Consider the following 21,496-nt stretch of genomic DNA (forward strand, 5'->3'; position numbering starts at 1 on the left):
TGGTCCTGATCAGCCAATACCGCATTTATGGCGACAAAATCCCGCATTGGGTGGTGGTGTCGGGCTTTGACGACCGGTTTGTCTATGTCAGTGACCCCGATATCGGCGAAGACCATGAACCGTTTACAGGAAGCGATTGCCTGTCCGTGCCGATCCTGCGCCATGAGTTTGATCTGATGGCACGCTATGGTCGGGACAAGCTGCAAGCCGCAGTCTTCATTGATAAAAAGGCCAGGTAAAAACCCGGCCTTTTGCTTTTATGGAATGTTGCTGAGGCCCTTACGGGCGCGCAATCTTGCCCAGCAAGTGCGCAATGATCCGGCGATACAGGTCCATGCCCAGAACCACGTCCTCAACTCCGGCATCAATATTGGGGTTGTCATTCACCTCGATCACCATCGGGCCATGCGGCGTTTCCTTGACGTCCACTCCATAAAGGCCATCGCCCATCAACCGCGCAGAGGCAAGGGCAGTCGCAACGATGTCGGCAGGGGCATCTTCAACGGGAAGGGTTTCAAAGCCGCCTTCCTCAAAGCTTTTGCCATCATCTTCGTGTTTGACGATCTGCCAGTGACCCGGTGCCATGAAATAGCGGCTGGCAAAGATGGCTTCACCGCCCAGAACACCGATGCGCCAGTCAAAGGTGGTTTCGACATATTCCTGAATGACCAGAAGTTCCGAGTTCTTAAACATCTCGGTCGCGACTTCACCCAAGTGTTCGGGTGATTTGACTTTACGCACCCCGCGCGAAAAACAGCCGTCCGGAACCTTCAGAACCGACGGGAAGCTGAATTGTTGGCCGATTTCGGCAATGCGGCGCTTATCAAAAATCGCACTTTTCGGGGCCGGAATACGGTGGGTGCGCAACAATTCGGCCAAATAGACCTTGTTGGTACACCGTAGCATCGAGTCCGGATCGTCAATCACCGGAATGCCTTCCTTTACCGCGCGTTTGGCAAAACGATAGGTGTGGTGATCAAGGGCGGTGGTTTCGCGGATCAGAAGGGCGTCAAACTCCGAAAGATGATGGAAGTCCTTTGCCGTAATCAGTTCGGCTTTTGCGCCAAGGTCGGATGCGGCCTGCACGAAGTTGGCAAGGGCTTCCTTGTCTGACGGTGGCAGAACTTCATCCGGGTCATGCAAGATGGCAACAAGGGCAGTCGGCGGTGTGGCGTTGTCTTGCTTGCGAACACGCCCGCGCAAGTAGGCGCGAAGTGCAGTTTCGAACTCGGCAAGGTTGCTGTCATCAAGCTGTCGGACCGACGGGGCTTCAATTTCACGCAAGATCTTGCGGTCCTGCGGATTTAAATGCAGGCGCAGGATCGGGCAGCGAAACTGATCAAAGGCACGTTCGCCAATCTGACGGAATTTCTTGTTCGCCGTGCGCCCGAAATAGACATCAATATAATCCGGTGCCTGATCAGGTGTTTTTCCGGATTTTTCCAGGGCTTCGATAATTTGCGGGCTGAGTTCCGCGCGTGCGGTTTTTTGCAGGCGCTTCCAGTTAAGGTCCAAAAGAACATCTGCTTCGGGAATGACGCGCTCTGCACGGGCTGCCGCCAGAAGGCTGCAATAATAACCACGTGACAGATACTCATAAGACTGACACAGGTTGATCACACGCCGGTTACGCACGCCATGATCAAGTGCCAGATAATCGCGCACCCGCATCACGCGGGCACCCGATACGGCAAAGCGCTGATCCGAAAGCCGGTCAACAAGAATCAGGGGCGCACCGGTGGCAACAGCCGGGTTGACCATGCTTTCGCTGTCATAAAGCGCATGTTCAAGGCGGATGCCATCGCCGCCATCCTCGTAATAGCCCGGAAGATCGGCAATGCGCGTATAGCCATGGCGTTCGTAAAGATTGCGGGCGGTTTCGTTGGTTTCGCGCACTTCAAGACGGATACGCGAACACCCCGCATCCATGGCAAGGTTTTCAAGCCCGGCCAGAAGTTGTGTGCCCAAACCCTTGCCGCGCCACTCTTGCGTAATCGCCAGCGAGTAAATCCGGGCGGTAACCGTATTGGCGCGCAGCAACAACAAGCCATACCCCACAACATCAGGATGATCCGCGTCGCCAGCATCCGCCACAAGAAGGCGTGCACTGGCCTGGCGCAGGAACCGCGAGAATGATGCACGCGAAATCATGTCACTTTCAAAATTGCCGACTTCAAGGGCACAAAGCCCGTCAAGGTCGGCGCGAACGGCGTTGCGGATGATAACAGTCGCGGTTTGGGTCGAAGTCACTGCGGGGACCTCCTGTGGTGGGGTGGCAATCTGGTTGCTCTCAACTTCCGGTACGCTCAATGTGAAAGATGCGCAAGCGCATTTATTGTTCATAGCCATGCCATTTTTTCATGGATCATGGCACAGGATCACTCGACCTGCGGGCGGAATAAAAATATGGTATTTTCAATAGCCTGTTTTGAAACATTTAATTGTCCTGACCGTTTGTACCTATATGGAAAACAAGGTCCAACCGACACAGGTTTAATGACGACCCGCTTCGAAGGCGGGCCTATTAAGGACACGATGGTTTGAGTAAACGCATGCTTCGCACTTTCCCGGCTTTCGGGCGCCGTGCTGCTGTTGTTCCACTGCTCTTGGCAGGGACAATTCTTTCGGCATGCGCATCAGACGAAGGCGGCGAGGGGATCTTTGCCCTTGGCAATGGGGCGGAAGATGACGTTCTGCAGAACGACCTGCAAACCACCATCCCCTATGATGTCGAGATTACCGGTATCGATTCCCAGGAAGAAAAACTGATCGAAGCGCTCAATTCCGTGAGCACTGCCCGACGCTTGCAGTCACGGCCAACAGCGTCGCGAGCCGGGTTGCAACGCCGCGCCGAGGACGATATCGAGCGGTTTCAGGCTGTTTTGCGCTCCAACGGATTTTACGACGGCCAAATCACCTTCAGTATCCGGGAAAAAGCGGTGGAAAGCCCATCGGATGCACCTGCCGAGACGGACGCATCCGGGCAAGACACCGCTAATGACGCGGTTGCGGGGCAGGCGGGTGATGATGCGCTTGCCACCGGGGGTGATAAACCCAATCCACTGGTCCTGACCTATAATGTCGATACCGGCACACCTTACCTGATTGCGGCGGTCAATCTTGTCATCACGCGGCCGCATGGGGTTGTTGAACGTCACGCGACCGATGAGGAACTGGAAAAAACCAACCTTGAGATCGGTCAACGTGCAATTGCTGAACCAATCATTCTGGGTGAACAATACGGCGTTGATATCTTGCGTGAACAGGGCTATCCGCTTGTCGAAGCGGGAAAGCGCACCATTTTGGCGGACACCGCACAAAAGACGATCACCATCAATTATGCCTTTAAAACCGGGCCGCTCGCGCAGTTTGGCGATATTACCGTGAATGGCGCACAGGACGTCGATCCTGATTTCATTGCCGGTTATCACAGTTGGGATCACGGCGATCAATACCACCCCGATGAAGTCCGCACCACACGTCGCGAACTGGCACAAACAAACCTGTTTGACAGCGTGATTGTCAAAGTCGCCGGTCCAGTAAAGGAAAATGGCGAAATCCCTGTCGAGATCGATGTCGTTGAACGCAAGATGCGCTCGATTGGTGGCGGGGTGAACTTTTCGACAGCAGATGGTCCGGGCGTCAATGCCTTTTGGGAACACCGCAATTTCTTTGGTGCCGGGGAACGGTTGCGGCTGGGGTTTGATGTCTCAAGCCTTGAACAGGGTCTGTCGGCGGAGTTCAAGAAACCGCAATTCCTTGAACGTCGTCAGTCCTTTGTGGCCGAAGCAAATGCCAAGAACAACGACACAGATGCCTATAAGGGCTCAACGCTTGACAGTTTTGCCGGTATTGAACGCCCACTTTGGGAAAACTGGACAGCAACATTTGGCGTTACGGCGGAATATTCCGACCTGACCGGATCGGATTCCCCGAACGAGGAATTCTATCTTGCCGGCCTGCGGGGTGTGTTGCGTCACGACAATACTGACAATCCGCTTGATCCGACCGTGGGTAACCGGTTCGAAATCAATGTTTCGCCATATATGGGCCTGTCCGATCAGGATACCAATTTCACCTCTGTCTCGTTGGCCGGGTCGCAGTATCTGGCCTTTGACGATGATGGCGACTACGTTTTTGCGGCACGCGCCCGCACAGGTACCATCATTGGCGAAGAGCGTGGCGGTCTGCCGTCAAACAAACGTTATTATTCCGGCGGTGGTGGATCAATCCGTGGGTATGAATATCAAAAGGTCGGGCCACTTGATGATGATCATGATCCGTTGGGCGGCCGTTCCGTACTGGAAGTCGGGGCAGAGTTTCGGGCACGCGTGACCGAAAGCTTTGGCATCGTGCCGTTTATCGAAGGTGGTAACGTCTATGCGCGTTCTGAACCCGAAGATATCAGTCTTTTGTGGGCGGCGGGCCTTGGTTTCCGGTACTACACAGCGGTTGGGCCGCTGCGATTTGATGTTGCGGTGCCGCTCGATAAACGGCCCAACGTTGACGACGATTTTCAATTCTATATCAGTCTGGGGCAGGCATTTTGACCGGGTCTGACTCTTTGCCACCGAAAGATCAAAAAACATACAGTGGGCCACGTTCAGCAAAGAAATGGCTGCGCTATGGCGCCTACGTGCTTGGTGGAACTGTGTTTGGTCTTGTGGGTGCGATTGCTGTTGCGGGGACGGGTCCGGTTCTTCGGATGGCAACGCCCCTGATAAATGAAACTGTTTCGTCGGCAACCGACAGCAGCTTTGAATTGGGGCGCCTAGAAGGCAGTCTTTGGACCGGTCTGACTCTGGACAGCCTGATAATGGATCGTCCGTCGGACGGGTTGCATCTCGATATTCAGGATATCGCGTTCGACTGGTCACCGATTGCGCTGTTTGGCGGGCAGTTGCAGGTCAATCGTCTGGCCTTGGCTTCGGCAAATGTCATTTTGCCCGATGGCACAACGCCCGAAACAGTTCAAGAAGACGATGAAGCCAGTGGCGGCTTTGCTTTGCCAGTGGGCGTCGCACTTGATGAATTGACCCTTGGCGAGATCGCCATTGTTGATCAGGTTACCGGCAACAGTTTTTTGTATGCACTGAATGCTCGTGCAAAGGTTGGAACCAACCTGTCAGCAACGGCATTTCTTGATCTGCAGCCACGCGATGGCGGATCAGATCACCTCAAACTTGACCTGGATTTTGACGGGCCCGGTGAAAAATTGTCGGCCGAAATTGACGGGGCGCTGGGCCGTGATGGACTGGTTATGACTCTGGCCGGTGTCGATCCAAGTGTATCGACCGATATCAATATCGCACTGAGCGGAGATGGCCCGGCCAATGACTGGAAGGGTAAGCTTGATCTTTCGGCTGCTGGCTATGCATCGCTTCAAAGCGACGTTGGCGTGCAATTGTCATCGGATGTTCTGAGTTTTGCCCTGGATGGTGGACTTGCCCCGCAGGAACGCATCACCGAACAACTGCCCGAACCGCTGCGCAAGACTGTCGAACTGGGCATTGGCGGGACGTTTGATCAAGGGGACCAAACCCTTGCTTTGGATCGCATTTCGATTGTGATGGCTGATGCGCTGTCATTGTCCGGGGTAACCGAGATCAATCTGGATGAAAACCGGATTGCGGCCGATATCAATGCCGATATTAACCCCGAAATGTCTGCACTTTTCGATGGTGCAGTTTCTTGGGCAGAGCTTGGGTTTTCTGTGCAGGCGGACGGCAATTTGGCAATGCCAGGCCTTGCTTTGCGCCTTGATGGGCGCGATGTCAAAACACCTGTTTCCCAAATTTCAAATGTCGCCCTGCGGGCTGATATGCCTGCCACAGACGATGTTGATGATACCCTTTTGGCGACACTGGAACTTCTGACATCTGGTTCGGAGTGGAATGATCCGGGGCTTGGCGCATTTCTTGGCACAGAACAGAGCTTGTCGCTTGATGCCGAAATGTCACCGGACTTCGCCAATATCTCGGTCCGTGAATTGGTATTGGATTTGCCCGATATCGCATTGCGCGGGCAGGCCGATATCGACGAAAATCTGAATGTGACGACATCCGGTCTTGTCGCAGATATCGCCGATCTTTCAATTTTTTCCGCAATCTCCGGCCTTGATTTGCGCGGGCGCGGGCAGGTGGCATTCCCCGACCTGACATGGTCGGGCACGCAGGGCTTGGATACCGGCCTTGAAGTTTCCGCCAGTCAGGCGACCTTTGGGATTTCCGACCTTGATCGTATCGTCGGGCAAGAACCGCGTATCATCGGCAAGGTCACGTTGACCCCCGATCTTGATCTGGGCGTTGATGTCGACGCCCTGCAAACGGCGATGATTAATGGCCCCCTGAAGCTGAACATCACCGATGCGTTCGAGAAGCTGGCCCTTGAAAGCAAGCTTGATATCGCGCCGGGTGTTGTGCGACCTGACCTTGGCCTCGAAATTTCCCCGGCCACGCTGACGGCCAACCTGGAAGGTGCCTTGTCGGCACCACCGGGAACGATTGAACTCAATGTGCCAAGCCTTGATGTTGCAGGTCAGAGCTTCTCGGATATTTTGCTGACAAGCCGAATGTCCTGGTCGGAACAGTCTGTTTTGTCGTTTGGCAATGATGCCGACTTCATGCTGGGAAGCCGGGCTTTCAAACTTGCTGCCAATGTTTCGTTGCCTTCGGATGAATTACGGGTTGAGGCGATCTCGCTGAAAGGGCAGTATCTGGCTTTGAATGGTGACATCACTTTGCCTGATTACAGCGTTCCGATGCGTGGCGATATTGCGCTTTCAAACCTTGATGCCGAATTTCTTGATCAGTTTGGTGTCGGGTTTGGCAATGGGACAGTAATTGCCGATATTGCCCTTCGCCCGGAAAATGACCGCCAAACCATCACAGCGTCGGCGTCGGCAAGGGGGCTTCGGATGGTGGGTGCTGAAAACGCCAATCCGACACGCATCGAAGATGTCGAACTTAATGCGACAATCGGTAACGCGTTTGATGTGCCTGAGATATCAGCAAAACTTGACGGGCGTGACATCATCGCCGGGGCAATTGCCGTTAATGACGTTTCCCTTGATATCAAGGGTGGTCTGGATACGCTTGCCATCACAATGGACAGTTCAGGCCACTATCAGGGCAATGTTCCAATCTCGACCGATCTGATTGCAGATGTGTCGCTCGGTGACGATTTCAGCGTCACGGCCAGCCGGTTTGACGCGAATATCGGGGATCAAGCCATTGCGCTGCGCAAACCGTTGCAATTCGTCCTGCGGGCAAATGGCAGGCAGCAGTTGGATGCGGATCTGACCGTTGGAACCGGACATCTGCGCGCACGTCTTGATCAGGAAGCCGGGCAAAAATCGATTGCGGGTGAACTCCATCTCAATGATGTCGATTTGGGGCCATGGGGGCGTATTTCCGGCTATGACGGGCTAAGCGGCACAGCCAATCTTGATGTCAGCTTCCGCGAAGCGCGGGGGAGTTCGCCAACAGCGCAGATCGATGGCCGGATTTCTGGCATTACAGCAAAGGCTGTTGCTGATCTAAAACCGTTTGAAATGCTGCTTGATATCAAGCTTGCGACAGGCACCCTTACCGGCCAGGCATCACTTGGCAACGGCGATATTGAGGCCCTGACTGCCGAAGGCACGGTGCCGCTTGCGGTCTCTGTGCTCGAACAGGATTTCAGCCCCGATCTTGGCGCGCCGGTCTCAGGTCGTGTGCGTCTCAATGGCGAGATCGCCGAATTCTGGCCTTATGTTCCGGCCCCTGATCATCAGGTGTCAGGCAAGATCAAGCTTTCGCTTGATGTCGCTGGAACGCTTGATGATGTGCGTTGGAACGGGGACGTTTCCCTTGCACAGGGGCGCTACGAAAACCTTGAATACGGCACCATTCTTAATCAGATGGCGCTTGATGGCACCTTTGATCAGGCAGGCCTTTCCATCCCGTCCTTTACGGCGACTGACGGGGGAAATGGCGCGGTTAAGGCATCAGTTGATCTTGATCTGCTGGATGGCGGGGAGGTGCGATATGACGTGTCTGCCGATCTGCGTAATGTTGCCCTGTCGCGCAAGGATGAACTGCAATTCTGGGCCGATGTGCAAACCAGTGTGACCGGCTCTCAGTCAGAGGCAGATATTCAAAGCAAGGTTTCGGTCCTGCGTGGCGAAGTGGATTTGACGTTGGCATTGCCGGAATCGGTGCCGACCATCGAAGTTGAAAACCTGCCAGAAGCGTCGCAAACCCGGGTAGCCGAAGACGACAAAGATGCGGAGGACAGCTTTGTTGGCAATCTTGATGTCACGGTGGATATCCCGGGACGCTTGTTTGTGCGCGGCAAGGGACTTGATTCGGAATGGGGCGGAAATCTTGATATTTCCGGTACCACAGATGATCCGCGTATCAGCGGGCAGCTGTCGGCCCTGCGCGGGCAGCTGGACGTGATTGGCAAAACCTTTGTTATTCGGGATTCCCAAATCACCTTTGCCGGGGCATCGCCGCCCGATCCGATGCTGGATATCGAGGGGGTCTACACAACCGAGGACCTTGTCGTGACGGCTGGCTTCCAGGGACCGTCGAGTGATCCGGAACTTGTTCTGTCTTCCAATCCGTCACTGCCTGAGGACGAAATCCTGTCACAGGTCCTGTTCGGTAAATCCCAGGGCAGCCTTTCGGCAGTCGAAGCCGTTCAGTTGGCAAGTGCGTTAAATGAACTGTCAGGTGGCGGTACAGGTCTTGATGTGGTTGGCAGCATTCGACGCTTTATCGGTGCGGACGTGCTGCAGGTTGGTGGTGGCGAAGACGGGCCAGAGGTCAAGGTGGGTAAATACCTGACCGAGGGTGTCTATGTCGGCACCAAGGCTGGTTCAACGCCGGGATCAAGTGGTGTTGAAGTCGAGATTGAAGTCACGCCCAACATCAGTGTGACCAGCGAAACCACCGAAATCGATAGCAAGGCCGGCGTGCAATATCGTCTGGATTACTAAGGCGGCGCGACCTTTAATCGCCGACTGGCTGACGACCGGTTGGGGGATTTACTGTCAGCAGGGACGAACGAATGCGTCTTAGTTTTTCCTTGGCCTGATCGGGCATGCGTCTTGCCACAGCCGTCGCGATGACATCAATCGTTGCCAGAAACGCATGGCGTGTGGCGGTTGGTTTATAGATGTCGGGGTTTTCCGGCATGTTGATTGATATGACCAGATCGCTTTCCGCTGCAAGCGGGCTGTCCGGATTTGTCAGTGATATGACCTTGGCGCCATACTGGCGCGCAATGGCGGCGGAATGGACAAGTTCCGTTGGGCGACCGCTGGTCGAGATCGCGAAAATCACGTCCTCAGCACCAAAGGTCGAGGCCAGCATCCGCTGCAAATAACCATCACTTTGCGATTGTGCCGGAATTCCCAGCCGGAAAAAGCGGTTTGCGGCGTCAAACGCCACGGTTGTTGATCCGCCCCCAACCCCGAAAAACGCCACCTGACGTGCCTTGACCAGAATGTCGGCAGCCTGGTCAATTTGATCCGATGAAATCTGATCGCGCAGAAGACGCAGGTTGTCGATGATCACGCCCAGCACATGACTTGAAAGAACATCTGCCGCAGTTGTGTCGTCTGAAATGTCTTCGGATGTCAGATACTGAATGCTGACAGCAAGGTTTTGCGCCAGGCGGATTTTGAAATCACGAAACCCGTCGCACCCCAATGTGCGACAAAACCGAATAACGGTGGGTTCGCTGACTCCGACTTTCTTGGCAAGATCGGATAGGGCGATGGTTGTGACGTCTTCCAGATGCGCGCTGACATAGTCCGCGACCAGTTGTTCGCGGTTTGGAAATTTGCTCGACTGGCTGCGCAGCAGGCTGATGATGTCGGCGGTTTGTTGCATGGAATCGACCTGACCCGTTTATTAGATTGGTGTGTCAAAACCGACACCCTGTTGTGAACTAACATTATTTCTGTTTGCAGACGATAGCCACAATTTCAATTTTGGCGTCATGGCATTGCTGCCAATGATTGTTTTCTGACTTCAAATATCGTTCTTCTGGTCGACATTAACCCGGTCGAAATCGACCATGTAGTTATTCAATGCCCGACAGTTCGAAGTCGGTATTTCCGGCTTGGCGGCAACATGACCTTGGGATTCTTCATCCTTGATTCAATTGGTTTATTTCCCGTTCAAAAACTTGCAGCAGGCAAGGTTCTTGTGAAAACAGTTTATGTAGTTAAGCTACTTATATCAGTTTGAGAGTAAGCTTTGGAGTGAAAATTATGAAATTTTGGAGATAAATAATGTAGACAAACTACAAAATCATCATCATCATGTAGAAAAAGTACATAACATTTGATCAGTGGAGAGTTTGGCGGAGATGGCTTTACGCCGTATTGAAACCACAGCAGCAACCGCAAGCCGGTGCCTGAACTGGGTGGTGGAACGCATCATTGCAGTTCTGATGCTTGTCCTTGTGCTGGATGTCTGGCTGGGTGTTGTTGACCGGTATATTTTTCATTGGCAGTTGCCGTGGCCCGAAGAACTGGCGCGCTATCTGATGATATGGGCCGCACTTCTGGCAATCTCGGCGGGGATTGCGCGGCGCGAACATATCGGCATTGGCATGTTTGTCTTGAGCCTGCCGACGCCGATCCAGCACACCATCCTGTTCCTCGTCGATCTGATTGCGCTTGCGGCCTTTCTTTATCTGGCGATTTACGGGTTTGATTTTGCCGAAAGCGGGATGCGCCGTCAGGCAATGATCTTTGGCATGTCACTGGGACTTCCTTATGCGGCCGTTCCGGTATCGGCATTGCTTGCTGCCATCCAGCTCCTTCTCGTTGCCTTGCGTGATCAGGGCCGTTTCATCCCGGCTGATCTTGCGGAGGGCGCAGAATGATTGTCGCAATTATCTTTGTCGTTCTGATGGTTCTGGGCATGCCAATCGGCTTTGCTCTGGGTGTGGCAGGCGTTGTTGGCCTCTTTGACATGGGCGGGGGGATGTTCTTGTCCCAGGGCCCAAGCAAGGTCTTTAACGGACTGAACGTCTTCCCGTTCCTTGCCATGCCCTTCTTTATCCTGGCGGGCGAAATCATGAACCATATCGGCATTACCAGCCGTTTGGTGAAGTTCGCCCAGGCGCTTGTCGGGCATATGCGCGGCGGTTTGGCGCATACCAACATGTTGGCATCTGTTTTCTTTGCCGGTTTGACCGGGGCGGCAACGGCTGATGCAGCCGCCTTCGGCAAGACGCTCGTACCAGCGATGGTGGAACGCGGGTATCGCCGCGATTATGCCTGTGCAGTTACGGCGGCTGGTTCGATCATCGGCCCGACCATCCCGCCATCCGGCTTGATGGTGGTTTATGGATCGCTGATGGGCGTTTCAATCGGGGGGCTGTTTGCCGCCGGTATCCTGCCCGGTCTGATGATCTGCCTGATCTGCATGACCGTGATTGCAGTGACAGCACGCACCAAGAACCTGCCAAAGAGCGAACGTCGCGCATCGCTTCTGGAAGTCTGGAAAATTTTCAAATCGTCGATCACCGCTCTCATCATGCCCTTGATCATTCTGGGCGGAATTCTGGGCGGGATTGTCACCCCGACCGAGGCAGCGTCGGTTGCCGTGGCCTATGCACTGTTCATCGGTGTGTTTGTCTATCGCGCGCTTAGCTTTGCCGATTTCTTTACGATGCTGGTGCGTACCGCACGCGTGACCGGGGTGATTTTTGTCATCATTGCCTTTGCCTCGATCCTTGGCTGGTGGCTGAGCTTCAACCGCATTCCGCAGGAAGTCGCGACCATGGTGCTGGGCGTTTCGGACAACCCCTATATCGTGATTTTCATGATTGTCGGGATGCTTCTGATGATTGGCATGGTGATGGATATCAACGCCATCCTGATCATTCTCGCCCCCGTTCTGGTGCCGCTGACCATCCAGATTGGCATGGACCCGATCCATGCCGGGATCATCTTTATCCTGGCACTCAACATCTCGCTGATGACGCCGCCTGTCGGGGCCTGTCTGTTCGTTCTGTCATCGGTCACGGGTGAAAAGCTTGAAAAGATTGCCGCACAACTTTGGCCATTCCTTCTGGCCGAGCTGGGCGTGCTGTTCCTGTTTGCCTTTTGGTCGGATCTGGCACTTGCGATACCGCGATTGCTGGGGTTCCGCTAGGCCAGCGGGGTTAAGGAGACAGCCCCGGTCAGGTCCGGGCCGGGGCACACACCACAAAAATGCCGGACACATAAAGTCGTTAAATCAAGGAGAGGTAGAAATGAAAACCGCAAAGCGTTTGGGCGCAGCCGCCCTTGCAACCGCGATGCTGATGGGCAGCACATCGATGGCGTTTGCAGAGCCGAAGGTTCTTAAATTCGCGCATGACAACAAGACCGATGCGTTTGAAAATCCGGCGCATGCCTGCACCGCTGTTTTCGCCAACATTGTCGAAGCTGACACCAATGGCGAGATCGAAGTCGAAGTTTATCCGTCCAACCAGCTTGGCTCGGCTGCCGAGCATGTCCAGATGGTTCGTGATGGCCTGATCCAGGGCACGCTGACCTCGACCGGTGCGCTGGCGTCCTATTATCCGCGCATTGATGTCCTGAACCTTGCGTTCGCGTTTGACAGCAACGCATCGACCTATGACGTGTTTGATGGCCCGTTTGGCGAGACCCTTGCAAGCGATATCGAGGATACGCTTGGTGATGTGAAGGTTCTTGGTTTCCCGGATACTGGCGGGTTCTTTGCTGTGACCAACTCGCAGCATTCGATTGCAACGCTTGAAGATTTCAAGGGTATCCGCATTCGTACCATGTCGCTTCCATCCCACCAGAAAATCATGCAGGCCCTTGGTGCCGAAGCATATCCGATGGCATGGGGCGAAGTTTATGCCGGCCTTCAGACGGGTGTGATTGATGGTCAAATGAACCCGGTTCCGACCGTGACCTTTGCCAAGTTCAACGAAGTGCAGGGGTATCTGACCCTGACCAACCACCTGTTCTCGCCCTACACCATGATGCTGTCGAAGGCATTCTGGGATGACCTGACCGCCGATCAGCAGAAGATCATCCGTTACGCTGCACAGTCCTGCGTTGTTGCAAGCCGTGGCGTGTCACGCGTGATCGAGGCTTCTGATCGTGGTCTTGCGGGTCTGAAGGACAAAATGGAAATCACCGCACTGTCGGCTGAAGACCGTGAAAAGTTCAAAGAGGCAACCCAGCCGGTCGTGGTCAAACACGTCCAGGAAAGCCTTGGCGATGAAGGTGTCGAACTTCTGAACCTGTTCAAGGAAGAAGTCGAGAAGGCCAACGCCAACCGCTACATGGAATAATCCATTCCATCTGCCGAAGGGGCGGGGTTCTCGCCCCTTCGCAATTCATTTTTTGATACCAAAAGACCAATAACAAAGGCACGGGCCATGCGGATTTTTTGCGCCTCGATTGCGACCGAGACCAACACATTTTCACCTTTGCGCACTGATTTTTCCGATTTTCAGGAAAGCTTTTATGCACCGCCCGGCCAGCACCCGGTGACGCCGACGCTCTGCAGTGCTGTCTTTACCGAAGGTCGCCTGCGTGCCGCAAAGGAAGGCTGGGAACTGATCGAAGGCACTGCCACCTGGGCGGAGCCGGGGGGGCTGGTCAACCGCGCAACATATGAACAGCTTCGTGATGAAGTCCTGGGGCAGTTGCGCGCGGCCATGCCGGTCGATGGTGTGATCCTTGGTCTGCACGGGGCGATGGTCGCTCAGGACTATCTTGATTGTGAAGGCGATCTTCTTGCGCGCATTCGCGATCTGGTTGGCCCGAATGTCGTGATCGGCACAAGCTTTGATCCGCACAGCCACCTGACCCAGAAACGCATTGATAGCGCCGACATCATCGTCGCGTTCAAGGAATTCCCCCATACCGATTTTGTTGAAACGGGGCGTTCGGTTGTTGACCTTGTGTTGCGCACATTGCGCGGCGAAATCAAACCGGCCAAGGCCGTGTTTGACTGCCATATGATCGAGGTGTTGCCGACATCGCGCGAACCGATGCGGTCGTTCATTGACCGGGCCAAGGATATGGAAGGCACGGGTGACATCCTGTCGGTATCTTTCATTCACGGATTTATGGCTGGTGACGTACCGGATCTTGGGGCCAAGGTGATTGTCACCACCAACAATAACCCTGCGGAAGCCAAGCAGATTGCACGAAACCTGGGGGTTGAGTTGTTTGGTTTCCGCGGGGCCACCCGCCCCACATTCCTCAAACCTGAAATCGCCCTTGATCAGGCATTGGCATCCGATGCCAAGCCGATTGTTCTGACCGATGTCTGGGATAATCCGGGCGGTGGCGTTCCGGGCGACAGCACCATTTTGCTACGGACCGTGATCGAACGCGGGCTTAACGATTATGCCTTTGGCACCTTGTGGGATCCGATGGCCGTGCGGACCTGCTTTTCTGCGGGTGAGGGGGCGGTTTTGCCCCTGCGTTTTGGCGGTAAAACCGGGGCGCATGCTGGCGCGCCAATCGATGCCGAGGTCCGGGTCAAAGCATTGAAACGTGATGCCTGGCAATATTTCGGCGAAAGCATTGTTCCCCTTGGCGATTGCGTAGTGATCATCCTGCCTGACGGGGGGGAAGTCATCCTCAATACCAATCGTTCTCAAAGCTTTGATCCTAGCCTGTTTTCCAACATGGGGATCGATCCGGCATCCAAGAAATATCTCTTTATTAAATCAACCAACCATTTTTATGACTCGTTTGCCAAGATTGCGGGCGAAATCATTTATGTCGATGTGCATGGACCATACCCGTCCGATCCGAAAACAAACGGGTACCGTCATCTGACCCGCGACCTGTGGCCGATTGTCGAAGATCCGTTCGAAAAGAAGGCTGGATAGACAATTTAACCTGTGACAGTTGCAGGCGGCTCAAAAGCCACACATTCGAGCTGTTAAAAAGTCCCCATGCCAGAGGCAGGCCAAGGTTTGGGCCATGATTGGGTGTGATGCCCCGTCATGGCTCTTTTGTGTTGGAGCTGTCGCGCGGCCTTGTTTTTTGCGGGTCCTGTGCGTTGGTGAGTTTAGTTAAAAACACCATGTATTTGGTGAAGTGATTGCAAACAATTCAAATTTAAAGAAAGATTGAATCAGACGAGATCGTTTTCACCGATAATAATGAGGTTCCGATGGCTTGGGGCGGTTTCACGGCAGCAGAGCTGGAATGGCAATATAATCCGCGCGAAACCGTGCCGGACTTCATGACCCATTTTGAACGGTTTGTGAAACTGTCGGATGAAACGCGTGCCCAGCTTGGTGGCAAGATTGACGTTCGCTTTGGCGATGGCCCCAAGGAAACCATGGATGTTTTCATGGCATCCGATCCGGGCGCACCGGTGCATGTGTTTTTCCATGGTGGTTATTGGCGCAGTCAGGACAAGAAGGACTATGCCTTTGTCGCGCGCGATCTGGTCGCAGCCGGATTTACGGTCATCTGCCCGAATTACGATCTTTGTCCTGATGTCACAGTGGCCGACATCACCGAAGAAGCCGTGCGTGCCATCGCCTATATTTACCAGCACATCGAAGACTTTAACGGTGACCGTGACCGGATTTCGATTTCTGGCCATTCCGCTGGTGGGCAGATCGTCGCCCGTCTGGCCACCCACGATTGGGCAGAAACGCTTGGCGATGCGATGCCGTTCGAGGCCATCGTGCCGATCTCAGGTGTTTTTGATCTTGAACCGATCCGGCACACCACGATCAATGATGATGTCCGCCTTGACGAAGCATCGGCTGCCGACAATTCGCCGATGCTTGATGGCGTGCCACTTGATGCACGTTTGATGGTGGTCGTTGGTGGTAATGAAAGCCCGGAATTTGTCCGTCAAAGCGATGCCTATGGTGCTTATTGCGGCAGTGCCGGGCTTAAGGTTTCGGTCTATAAGGCATGGGGGGCCAACCACTTTACCGTGCTTGAAGAAGTGTTCCTTGGCACCGGATCACTGTTTGGGACGCTCAAACGGTTTTTGCAGCCGTAAATCGCGCTGAATTCCCCGCAAAACAGCATAAAAAACTACTGGTCTTCCTGTGACGTGCGTGTCGCAACGTGGTATAAAATATGCCTGCTACCGCACTGAAATGAAAAACAGTTCTACAGGAAGGCTCATGCGTTTCATTACTGCCGAAGATATCGAAAAATTTGTCTCGCCCCGTGATTTGGTCGAAGCCCTTCGCGACGGGTTCGAACAAGGCTGCGAAGCACCACTGCGCAGTCATTTCAATATGGAACGCAGCAACGAGGATGACGCAACCTTCCTCATTATGCCGGCCTGGCAAAAGGATGGCGCGGCCGGTGTGAAAATCGCCGCCGTCGTGCCGGGCAATTCGGCACGCAATCTTCCGGCTGTTTCCGGCACCTATGTTTTGCTGGATGCCGTCACAGGTCAGCCATCCGCGGTTATTGATGGCACCAAACTGACCACGCGCCGCACAGCAGCGGCATCCGCATTGGCATGTGACTATCTGGCGCGCAAGGATACCAGCGACATGGTTATGGTCGGGTCGGGTGCGATGGCCCCACAATTGATCAAGGCACATGCATCGGTCCGCCCGATCAAGAATGTCACCATCTGGAACCGCAATCCTGAAAAGGCCGCAAAACTGGCGACCGAGATTTCCGACTTGGGCTTTAACGCCAAGGGCACGGATGACCTCGAAGGCGCGTGCAAATCCGCTGACCTGATCTCGTGCGCAACCCTCTCGACCGAGCCATTGGTACATGGCGACTGGCTGCGTGAAGGAACGCACGTTGATCTGGTCGGCGCGTTCAAGCCCACCATGCGCGAAACCGATGATGCCGTCATGCAGAAGTGCCGCATCTATGTCGACAGTTTCGAGGGGGCGAGTGCCGAAGGCGGCGACGTCGTTCAGGCCATCGACAGCGGTGCGATTGCCAAATCAGATATTGTCGGCGATCTGTTCGGTCTGACCCGCGGGCAGGTCAAGGGTCGTGAATCTGATACGGAATGCACGGTCTTCAAATCGGTTGGTCATTCGCTTGAAGATTTCGTCGCGGCTGTGGCGGTTGTAAAGGCCGTGGAAAAATGATCAGCACCGATCTGTTTGCGCCCGAACCGCTTGAAGCTTTTCGCGGGCATATCAAACCTGAATGGATTGATTTCAACGGCCATATGAATGTTGGCTATTACGTGGTCGCGTTTGATCTGGGATCGATGGCGTTTCTTGACGCGGTGGGGATGGGATACACCTATCCCGAACGGCGCGGCGGATCGACCTTTGGCCTTGAAATGCATGTGACCTATGATCGCGAAATCCACAAGGATGATCCATACGTGATCCATACCCGTGTTCTGGATTGCGATCAGAAACGCATTCACATGTATCATGAAATGCGACATGGCTCCGAGGGCTGGCTGGCCTCGACCAATGAAATCATCACCATGCATATCAACATGAAGGAACGGCGTTCCGCCCCGTTCCCCGATGACATCATGGAAACGCTAAACAGGATCAAGGAAGCCCATGCGGGGCTGCCGACCCCATCCGGGGTCGGACGCAAGATCGGCATTCGTCGTAAGTAACGTTCAAACCCCGCAGTCACATTGCGGGGTTTACTGTTTCAACGGATCGGTCGCGTTGCGCCATATAGCTTGCAGACGTCACCATTGTTATTGACATCCTGATCGCGAAGATAACGCAGGCCAAGTTTTTCAAGTAACCTGATGGATGCCGCATTGTCGGGCTGGCAGTAGCCATAGATTTTTTCGTAACCAAGATTGTTCCAGCCATGGTCAATCAGCGCGCGACAGACTTCATAGGCATATCCCTTGCCCTGATAGGGGCCGCTCACGGCATAACCGATATCGGGGGCATCAAGACTGTCACGTTGCACAAACCCGATCAGGCCGATCGGGGTGTGGGTCGATGTTTCTTCAGCGATACAAAGACCAAACCCCAGTTTCGGATGAATTTCGCGCCAGCGCAGGTCAATAAAATCGCGCGCGGCCTCAACATCATGAATGCCGCGATCTCCGATAAACCGAAGCCAGCCGGGTTCGTTCACCAGTTGAAGAATGAATGATGCATCTTCATGACTGGCTTCTCGCAAAATTGTGCGTTCGGTTTGAACAATCATCACTGAACTGTCCGTGTTAATCTGCAACCCTGCGTGTGATCCTATCGGCAGTCATTTGAAATAGCAGTATGATTTTACCCCGCAAAGGTCAGGAGGATTAAGATGCCCGGAAAACCGATAAAGCTGACATTTGAAGGGGCCCATGGCGCCGAACTGGCAGCACGACTTGATCTGCCAACCGGTCCGGTCAAGGCCTATGCGCTGTTTGCGCATTGTTTTACCTGCACCAAGGATCTGATTGCAGCCCGCAAGATTGCCGAGGCCCTGACGGTCGAAGGGATTGGTGTGCTGCGCTTTGATTTCACCGGTTTGGGTGGGTCGGGCGGTGATTTTGCCTCGACCAACTTCACGTCAAACCTTGATGACCTTGAACGGGCGGCTGACTTCCTGCGCGATGAATTCGAAGCACCAAAACTTCTGATCGGGCATTCCCTGGGCGGGGCGGCGGTGCTGGCGGTCGCAGATCGCATCAAGGAGGCAACAGCGGTCGCAACGATTGGCGCACCGTCGGATGTCACACATGTCACGCATAACTTTGCTGATCATCTTGGCGATATCCGCGACAAGGGTGAGGCCGAGGTGTGCCTTGGCGGGCGTCCTTTTGTGATCCGCAAACAGTTTGTCGATGACCTTGGCGCGTATGACCTGCCATCTCAGGTCGGGCAGATGAAAAAGGCGCTTCTGGTGCTTCATGCACCCCTGGATCAGACGGTCGGTATTGAAAATGCAGGCAAGATTTTTGATACGGCCAAACATCCCAAAAGCTTTGTATCACTTGATCAGGCGGATCATTTGCTGCGCGACCCTGATGATGCGAGCTACGCGGCATCTGTGATTGCCGCATGGGCGAAAAAGTACCTGCCCAAGGATGGCAAAACTGAACCCGAAATCAGCGAAGGCGTGATTGTGCGCGAAACCGGCCTTGGCAAATTCCAGTCCATGGTCTTGGCTGGTCGCCATCGCTTGCTGGCGGATGAGCCCGAAAAAGTCGGCGGGTTGGATACAGGTCCGTCACCCTATGATTATTTGTCCGCAGCCCTTGGCAGTTGCACGGTGATGACGATCCGGATGTATGCCGATCACAAGGGCATTGCCCTTGATGGTATTCGGGCCGAAGTCCTGCATGAAAAAGTTCATGCTGATGACTGTGCTGATTGTGCAGAAAACAAAGTGCAAAAGGGCGGCAAGGTGGACCGATTTGAACGCCGTATTGCGTTAAGCGGGAAACTTGATGAAGACACCCGCAATCGCCTGCTTGAAATTGCGGATAAATGCCCGGTCCACAAAACGTTGGAGGCATCTGCTGTGATCGTCACGCAGGAAGTGGATCAAGGTGACTAACGCAACCGGAATAACCCCGACATAAAAGCGCCCGGCTGCTTCTTGCAGGCCGGGCGCCTTGCTTTTGTCTGTAGTGCCTGAATTAGGGCTTGGCTGCGATCACGATGAACTCAACCAGATAATCAGGGGTGGCAAGCTTTGCTTCGCCGCAGGCACGACCCGGGGTGTGACCCTGCGGCACCCACGCATCCCAAACAGCATTCATTGCTGCAAAGTCCTTCATGTCGGCAAGCCAGATGGTGGTCGACAGGATGTGTTCCTTGCCGGAGCCGCATTCGGCCAGAAGGCTATCAACCTTTTCAAGGCATTCCTTGGTCTGGTTGGTGATGTCGCTGTCAGGGTTGCCAACCTGACCGGCCAGATAGATGGTGTTGCCATGGACAACGGCCTGGCTCATACGCGGGCCGGTGTGAAGACGCTGGATGCTCATGAAACGCTCCTTGATACAAGCATTGGATATATTATTCGAAAGAGAATTTGGTGTTAGGTAGCACGCTTTTGCACGCCGCACCAGTCGGCGATGAACAGGGCAAGCACCTCGGTCACTTCCATCATTGATGTGATAGAAACCCGTTCATCAATACCGTGAATGCGTTCGGCCTTCGGGCCGTAACAGGTTGCCGGGATGTTGCCATAAATCTGGAAGAAGCGCGCATCGGTGGTCGCGGTCGAGGCAAGGTTTTTGATCTCCTTGCCCGTCACTTCCTGATGAATATCGCCAATCATGGACATCATCGGGTGATTGATATCCATCTCGCAGCCTTCGGCCTGAAAACCGCGATAGGTGATCTCGATCTTGGCCCCCTTGCAGGCGGGGTGGTTATCAAGCGCGCTTTGCTTCACGGCCTCAATGGTTTCGCGAACCTTTTCAAGTTCCATACCTGGATAAAACCCGACACGGATATCCGCCGTGCACACCGGCGGCACGGTGGACGCCCATTCGCCGCCTTCAATCTTGCCGAGATTGAAGTTCACCGGATGGACATGCGCACCAAATGCTGCGTGACGATGGGTCGGATGGTTCCAGATTTCCTCGACTTCCTTAAGGGTTTCAAAGAAACCAAAGGCAGATTCAATCGCGTTGCTGCCCGCCGAAGTATCCAGAACATGTGCCGGACTGCCTGAAACATGGATCTGGAACCACATGACACCAAGTTGGGCGGTCATCAGGGTCTGGTTAAACGGTTCGGGAATGATGGCACAGTCAGCCTTGTATCCTGCATGCAGGCAGGCCAGCGCGCCGTTGCCGGTGCATTCTTCTTCGATCACCGATTGCAGGGTGACCGGGGCAGCCGGTTCAAGCCCAATATCGTACAGCGCCTGAAGCGCCTGGCAATAGGCAATGATGCCGGCTTTCATGTCGCCAGCGCCGCGGCCGTAAATCCAGTCATCCTCGACATGCGGGGTGAAGGGGCTATGGCGCCACTGTTCGGCCGGTCCTGTCGGCACCACATCCATATGGCCATTCAGGATCAGGCTGCGTCCGGTCGGGTTTTTCGGGCGATGCAGGCCAACAACGTTTTCACGCCCGTCATAACCATCAATCACGGGTGGCGAAAAGCCCGGCTGATCGCGTAAGGCGCTGATGTCAATCTTGACCCGTTCGACATCCAGCCCCATCGCCGCAAACTTGTCAGAAATCCAACCTTGCGCGGATGCTTCATTGCCAAGCAGGCTTTCATGACGCACCAGCGCACACAAATCATCAATCGCGCTTTGGGTACGCTTTGAAACAGCATCGCGCAAGGCTGCACGATCAAATTGCGCTGCACGGTCAAACTGGCTCATTGGTCTTTCTCCTGATCGGTCAAGGCCGATAACTACTTGCCGCTAACAAGGGTGGGACGGGTCGCCGACAGGGCATCTGTGGTAATGCCAAGTTTTTCCATCTGCGCCGGAACGCCGTTGCCGGTGATGATGCTTGCGGCATATTCACCCATGGCCGGTGCTGTCTGGATGCCATAGCCACCTTGACCGGCCAGCCAATAGAAACTGTCATCAGCCGGATCAAAGCTTGATACCGGA

16 protein-coding genes and 1 pseudogene are annotated in these 21,496 nt (G+C 54.3%); 11 read left to right on the forward strand and 6 right to left on the reverse strand.

All coding sequences use genetic code 11. From position 1 onward, the window contains the following. On the forward strand, positions 1-239 hold a 239-nt coding region (locus B2R48_RS10760), incomplete at its 5' end, for a peptidase C39 family protein (RefSeq protein ID WP_297000077.1). Between the two features lie 40 nt (positions 240-279). Here the strand turns inward: B2R48_RS10760 and B2R48_RS10765 are convergent. Continuing rightward, positions 280-2,250 carry a GNAT family N-acetyltransferase gene (locus B2R48_RS10765; protein ID WP_297000078.1) on the reverse strand — a complete coding sequence of 657 codons (1,971 nt, stop codon included), beginning with the start codon at positions 2,248-2,250 and terminating at the stop codon, positions 280-282. A 290-nt stretch (positions 2,251-2,540) separates the two neighbouring features. Between B2R48_RS10765 and B2R48_RS10770 the strand changes: the two genes are divergently transcribed. Together B2R48_RS10770 and B2R48_RS10775 are read left to right on the forward strand one after the other, a co-directional pair. Next, a complete protein-coding gene (locus B2R48_RS10770; protein ID WP_297000079.1) occupies positions 2,541-4,550 on the forward strand; it encodes an autotransporter assembly complex protein TamA in 2,010 nt (669 codons plus the stop codon). 86 nt (positions 4,551-4,636) lie between these two features. Beyond that, the gene (locus B2R48_RS10775) at positions 4,637-8,983 is read left to right on the forward strand and encodes a translocation/assembly module TamB domain-containing protein (RefSeq protein ID WP_297000080.1); all 4,347 of its coding nucleotides are present in this window, start codon (positions 4,637-4,639) and stop codon (positions 8,981-8,983) included. 13 nt (positions 8,984-8,996) lie between these two features. On the opposite strand, the gene B2R48_RS10780 is transcribed toward B2R48_RS10775, so the two are convergent. Beyond that, positions 8,997-9,881 (reverse strand): MurR/RpiR family transcriptional regulator, encoded by an 885-nt coding sequence (locus B2R48_RS10780; RefSeq protein ID WP_297000082.1) that lies wholly within the window; start codon positions 9,879-9,881, stop codon positions 8,997-8,999. Between the two features lie 481 nt (positions 9,882-10,362). Between B2R48_RS10780 and B2R48_RS10785 the strand changes: the two genes are divergently transcribed. From B2R48_RS10785 to B2R48_RS10815, 7 genes are all read left to right on the forward strand, one after another. Further along, positions 10,363-10,884, forward strand: a complete 522-nt coding sequence (locus B2R48_RS10785) for a TRAP transporter small permease (protein ID WP_297000083.1) — start codon at positions 10,363-10,365, stop codon at positions 10,882-10,884. Then, positions 10,881-12,161, forward strand: coding sequence for a TRAP transporter large permease (locus tag B2R48_RS10790; protein ID WP_062954386.1), 1,281 nt, complete (start codon positions 10,881-10,883; stop codon positions 12,159-12,161). Before B2R48_RS10785 ends, B2R48_RS10790 begins: the two co-directional genes overlap by 4 nt. 100 nt (positions 12,162-12,261) lie before the next feature. Continuing rightward, positions 12,262-13,317, forward strand: a complete 1,056-nt coding sequence (locus B2R48_RS10795) for a DctP family TRAP transporter solute-binding subunit (RefSeq protein WP_297000085.1) — start codon at positions 12,262-12,264, stop codon at positions 13,315-13,317. A gap of 87 nt (positions 13,318-13,404) precedes the next feature. Further along, a complete protein-coding gene (locus tag B2R48_RS10800) occupies positions 13,405-14,874 on the forward strand; it encodes a M81 family metallopeptidase (protein WP_297000087.1) in 1,470 nt (489 codons plus the stop codon). Positions 14,875-15,161: 287 nt separating this feature from the next. Continuing rightward, positions 15,162-16,013, forward strand: a complete 852-nt coding sequence (locus B2R48_RS10805; RefSeq protein ID WP_297000089.1) for an alpha/beta hydrolase — start codon at positions 15,162-15,164, stop codon at positions 16,011-16,013. 127 nt (positions 16,014-16,140) lie between these two features. Further along, positions 16,141-17,082, forward strand: coding sequence for an ornithine cyclodeaminase family protein (locus tag B2R48_RS10810; RefSeq protein WP_297000091.1), 942 nt, complete (start codon positions 16,141-16,143; stop codon positions 17,080-17,082). Next, entirely contained in the window at positions 17,079-17,576 is a 498-nt protein-coding gene (locus tag B2R48_RS10815; RefSeq protein WP_297000092.1) for a thioesterase family protein, read from the forward strand. The genes B2R48_RS10810 and B2R48_RS10815 overlap by 4 nt, the downstream gene beginning before the upstream one ends. Before the next feature lie 38 nt (positions 17,577-17,614). Here B2R48_RS10815 and B2R48_RS10820 read toward each other — a convergent pair whose 3' ends face one another. Further along, positions 17,615-18,130 (reverse strand): GNAT family N-acetyltransferase, encoded by a 516-nt coding sequence (locus B2R48_RS10820; protein WP_297000094.1) that lies wholly within the window; start codon positions 18,128-18,130, stop codon positions 17,615-17,617. Positions 18,131-18,232: 102 nt separating this feature from the next. On the opposite strand from B2R48_RS10820, the gene B2R48_RS10825 reads away from it, so the two are divergent. Continuing rightward, a complete protein-coding gene (locus B2R48_RS10825; protein ID WP_297000096.1) occupies positions 18,233-19,471 on the forward strand; it encodes a bifunctional alpha/beta hydrolase/OsmC family protein in 1,239 nt (412 codons plus the stop codon). 82 nt (positions 19,472-19,553) lie between these two features. On the opposite strand, the gene B2R48_RS10830 is transcribed toward B2R48_RS10825, so the two are convergent. The 3 genes and pseudogenes from B2R48_RS10830 to B2R48_RS10840 form a co-directional block, all read right to left on the reverse strand. Beyond that, a complete protein-coding gene (locus tag B2R48_RS10830) occupies positions 19,554-19,901 on the reverse strand; it encodes a RidA family protein (protein WP_297000097.1) in 348 nt (115 codons plus the stop codon). Between the two features lie 53 nt (positions 19,902-19,954). Further along, complete coding sequence (locus tag B2R48_RS10835; protein ID WP_297000099.1) at positions 19,955-21,259, reverse strand: M20 family metallopeptidase; 1,305 nt, start codon at positions 21,257-21,259, stop codon at positions 19,955-19,957. A gap of 32 nt (positions 21,260-21,291) precedes the next feature. Beyond that, a pseudogene (locus B2R48_RS10840) lies at positions 21,292-21,496 on the reverse strand (FAD-dependent oxidoreductase); the annotation flags it as partial.

The sequence above is a fragment of the Thalassospira sp. UBA848 genome (assembly GCF_002295455.1).
In the GTDB taxonomy this organism is placed as follows: domain Bacteria; phylum Pseudomonadota; class Alphaproteobacteria; order Rhodospirillales; family Thalassospiraceae; genus Thalassospira.

Excerpts from the sequence above, each read along its gene's own strand:
- B2R48_RS10820 (WP_297000094.1), bottom strand. The coding sequence starts at position 18,130 with ATGATTGTTCAAACCGAACGCACAATTTTGCGAGAAGCCAGTCATGAA.
- B2R48_RS10810 (WP_297000091.1), top strand. The coding sequence starts at position 16,141 with ATGCGTTTCATTACTGCCGAAGATATCGAAAAATTTGTCTCGCCCCGT.
- B2R48_RS10835 (WP_297000099.1), bottom strand. The coding sequence starts at position 21,259 with ATGAGCCAGTTTGACCGTGCAGCGCAATTTGATCGTGCAGCCTTGCGC.
- B2R48_RS10825 (WP_297000096.1), top strand. The coding sequence starts at position 18,233 with ATGCCCGGAAAACCGATAAAGCTGACATTTGAAGGGGCCCATGGCGCC.
- B2R48_RS10830 (WP_297000097.1), bottom strand. The coding sequence starts at position 19,901 with ATGAGCATCCAGCGTCTTCACACCGGCCCGCGTATGAGCCAGGCCGTT.
- B2R48_RS10780 (WP_297000082.1), bottom strand. The coding sequence starts at position 9,881 with ATGCAACAAACCGCCGACATCATCAGCCTGCTGCGCAGCCAGTCGAGC.
- B2R48_RS10815 (WP_297000092.1), top strand. The coding sequence starts at position 17,079 with ATGATCAGCACCGATCTGTTTGCGCCCGAACCGCTTGAAGCTTTTCGC.
- B2R48_RS10800 (WP_297000087.1), top strand. The coding sequence starts at position 13,405 with ATGCGGATTTTTTGCGCCTCGATTGCGACCGAGACCAACACATTTTCA.
- B2R48_RS10785 (WP_297000083.1), top strand. The coding sequence starts at position 10,363 with ATGGCTTTACGCCGTATTGAAACCACAGCAGCAACCGCAAGCCGGTGC.
- B2R48_RS10805 (WP_297000089.1), top strand. The coding sequence starts at position 15,162 with ATGGCTTGGGGCGGTTTCACGGCAGCAGAGCTGGAATGGCAATATAAT.
- B2R48_RS10790 (WP_062954386.1), top strand. The coding sequence starts at position 10,881 with ATGATTGTCGCAATTATCTTTGTCGTTCTGATGGTTCTGGGCATGCCA.
- B2R48_RS10795 (WP_297000085.1), top strand. The coding sequence starts at position 12,262 with ATGAAAACCGCAAAGCGTTTGGGCGCAGCCGCCCTTGCAACCGCGATG.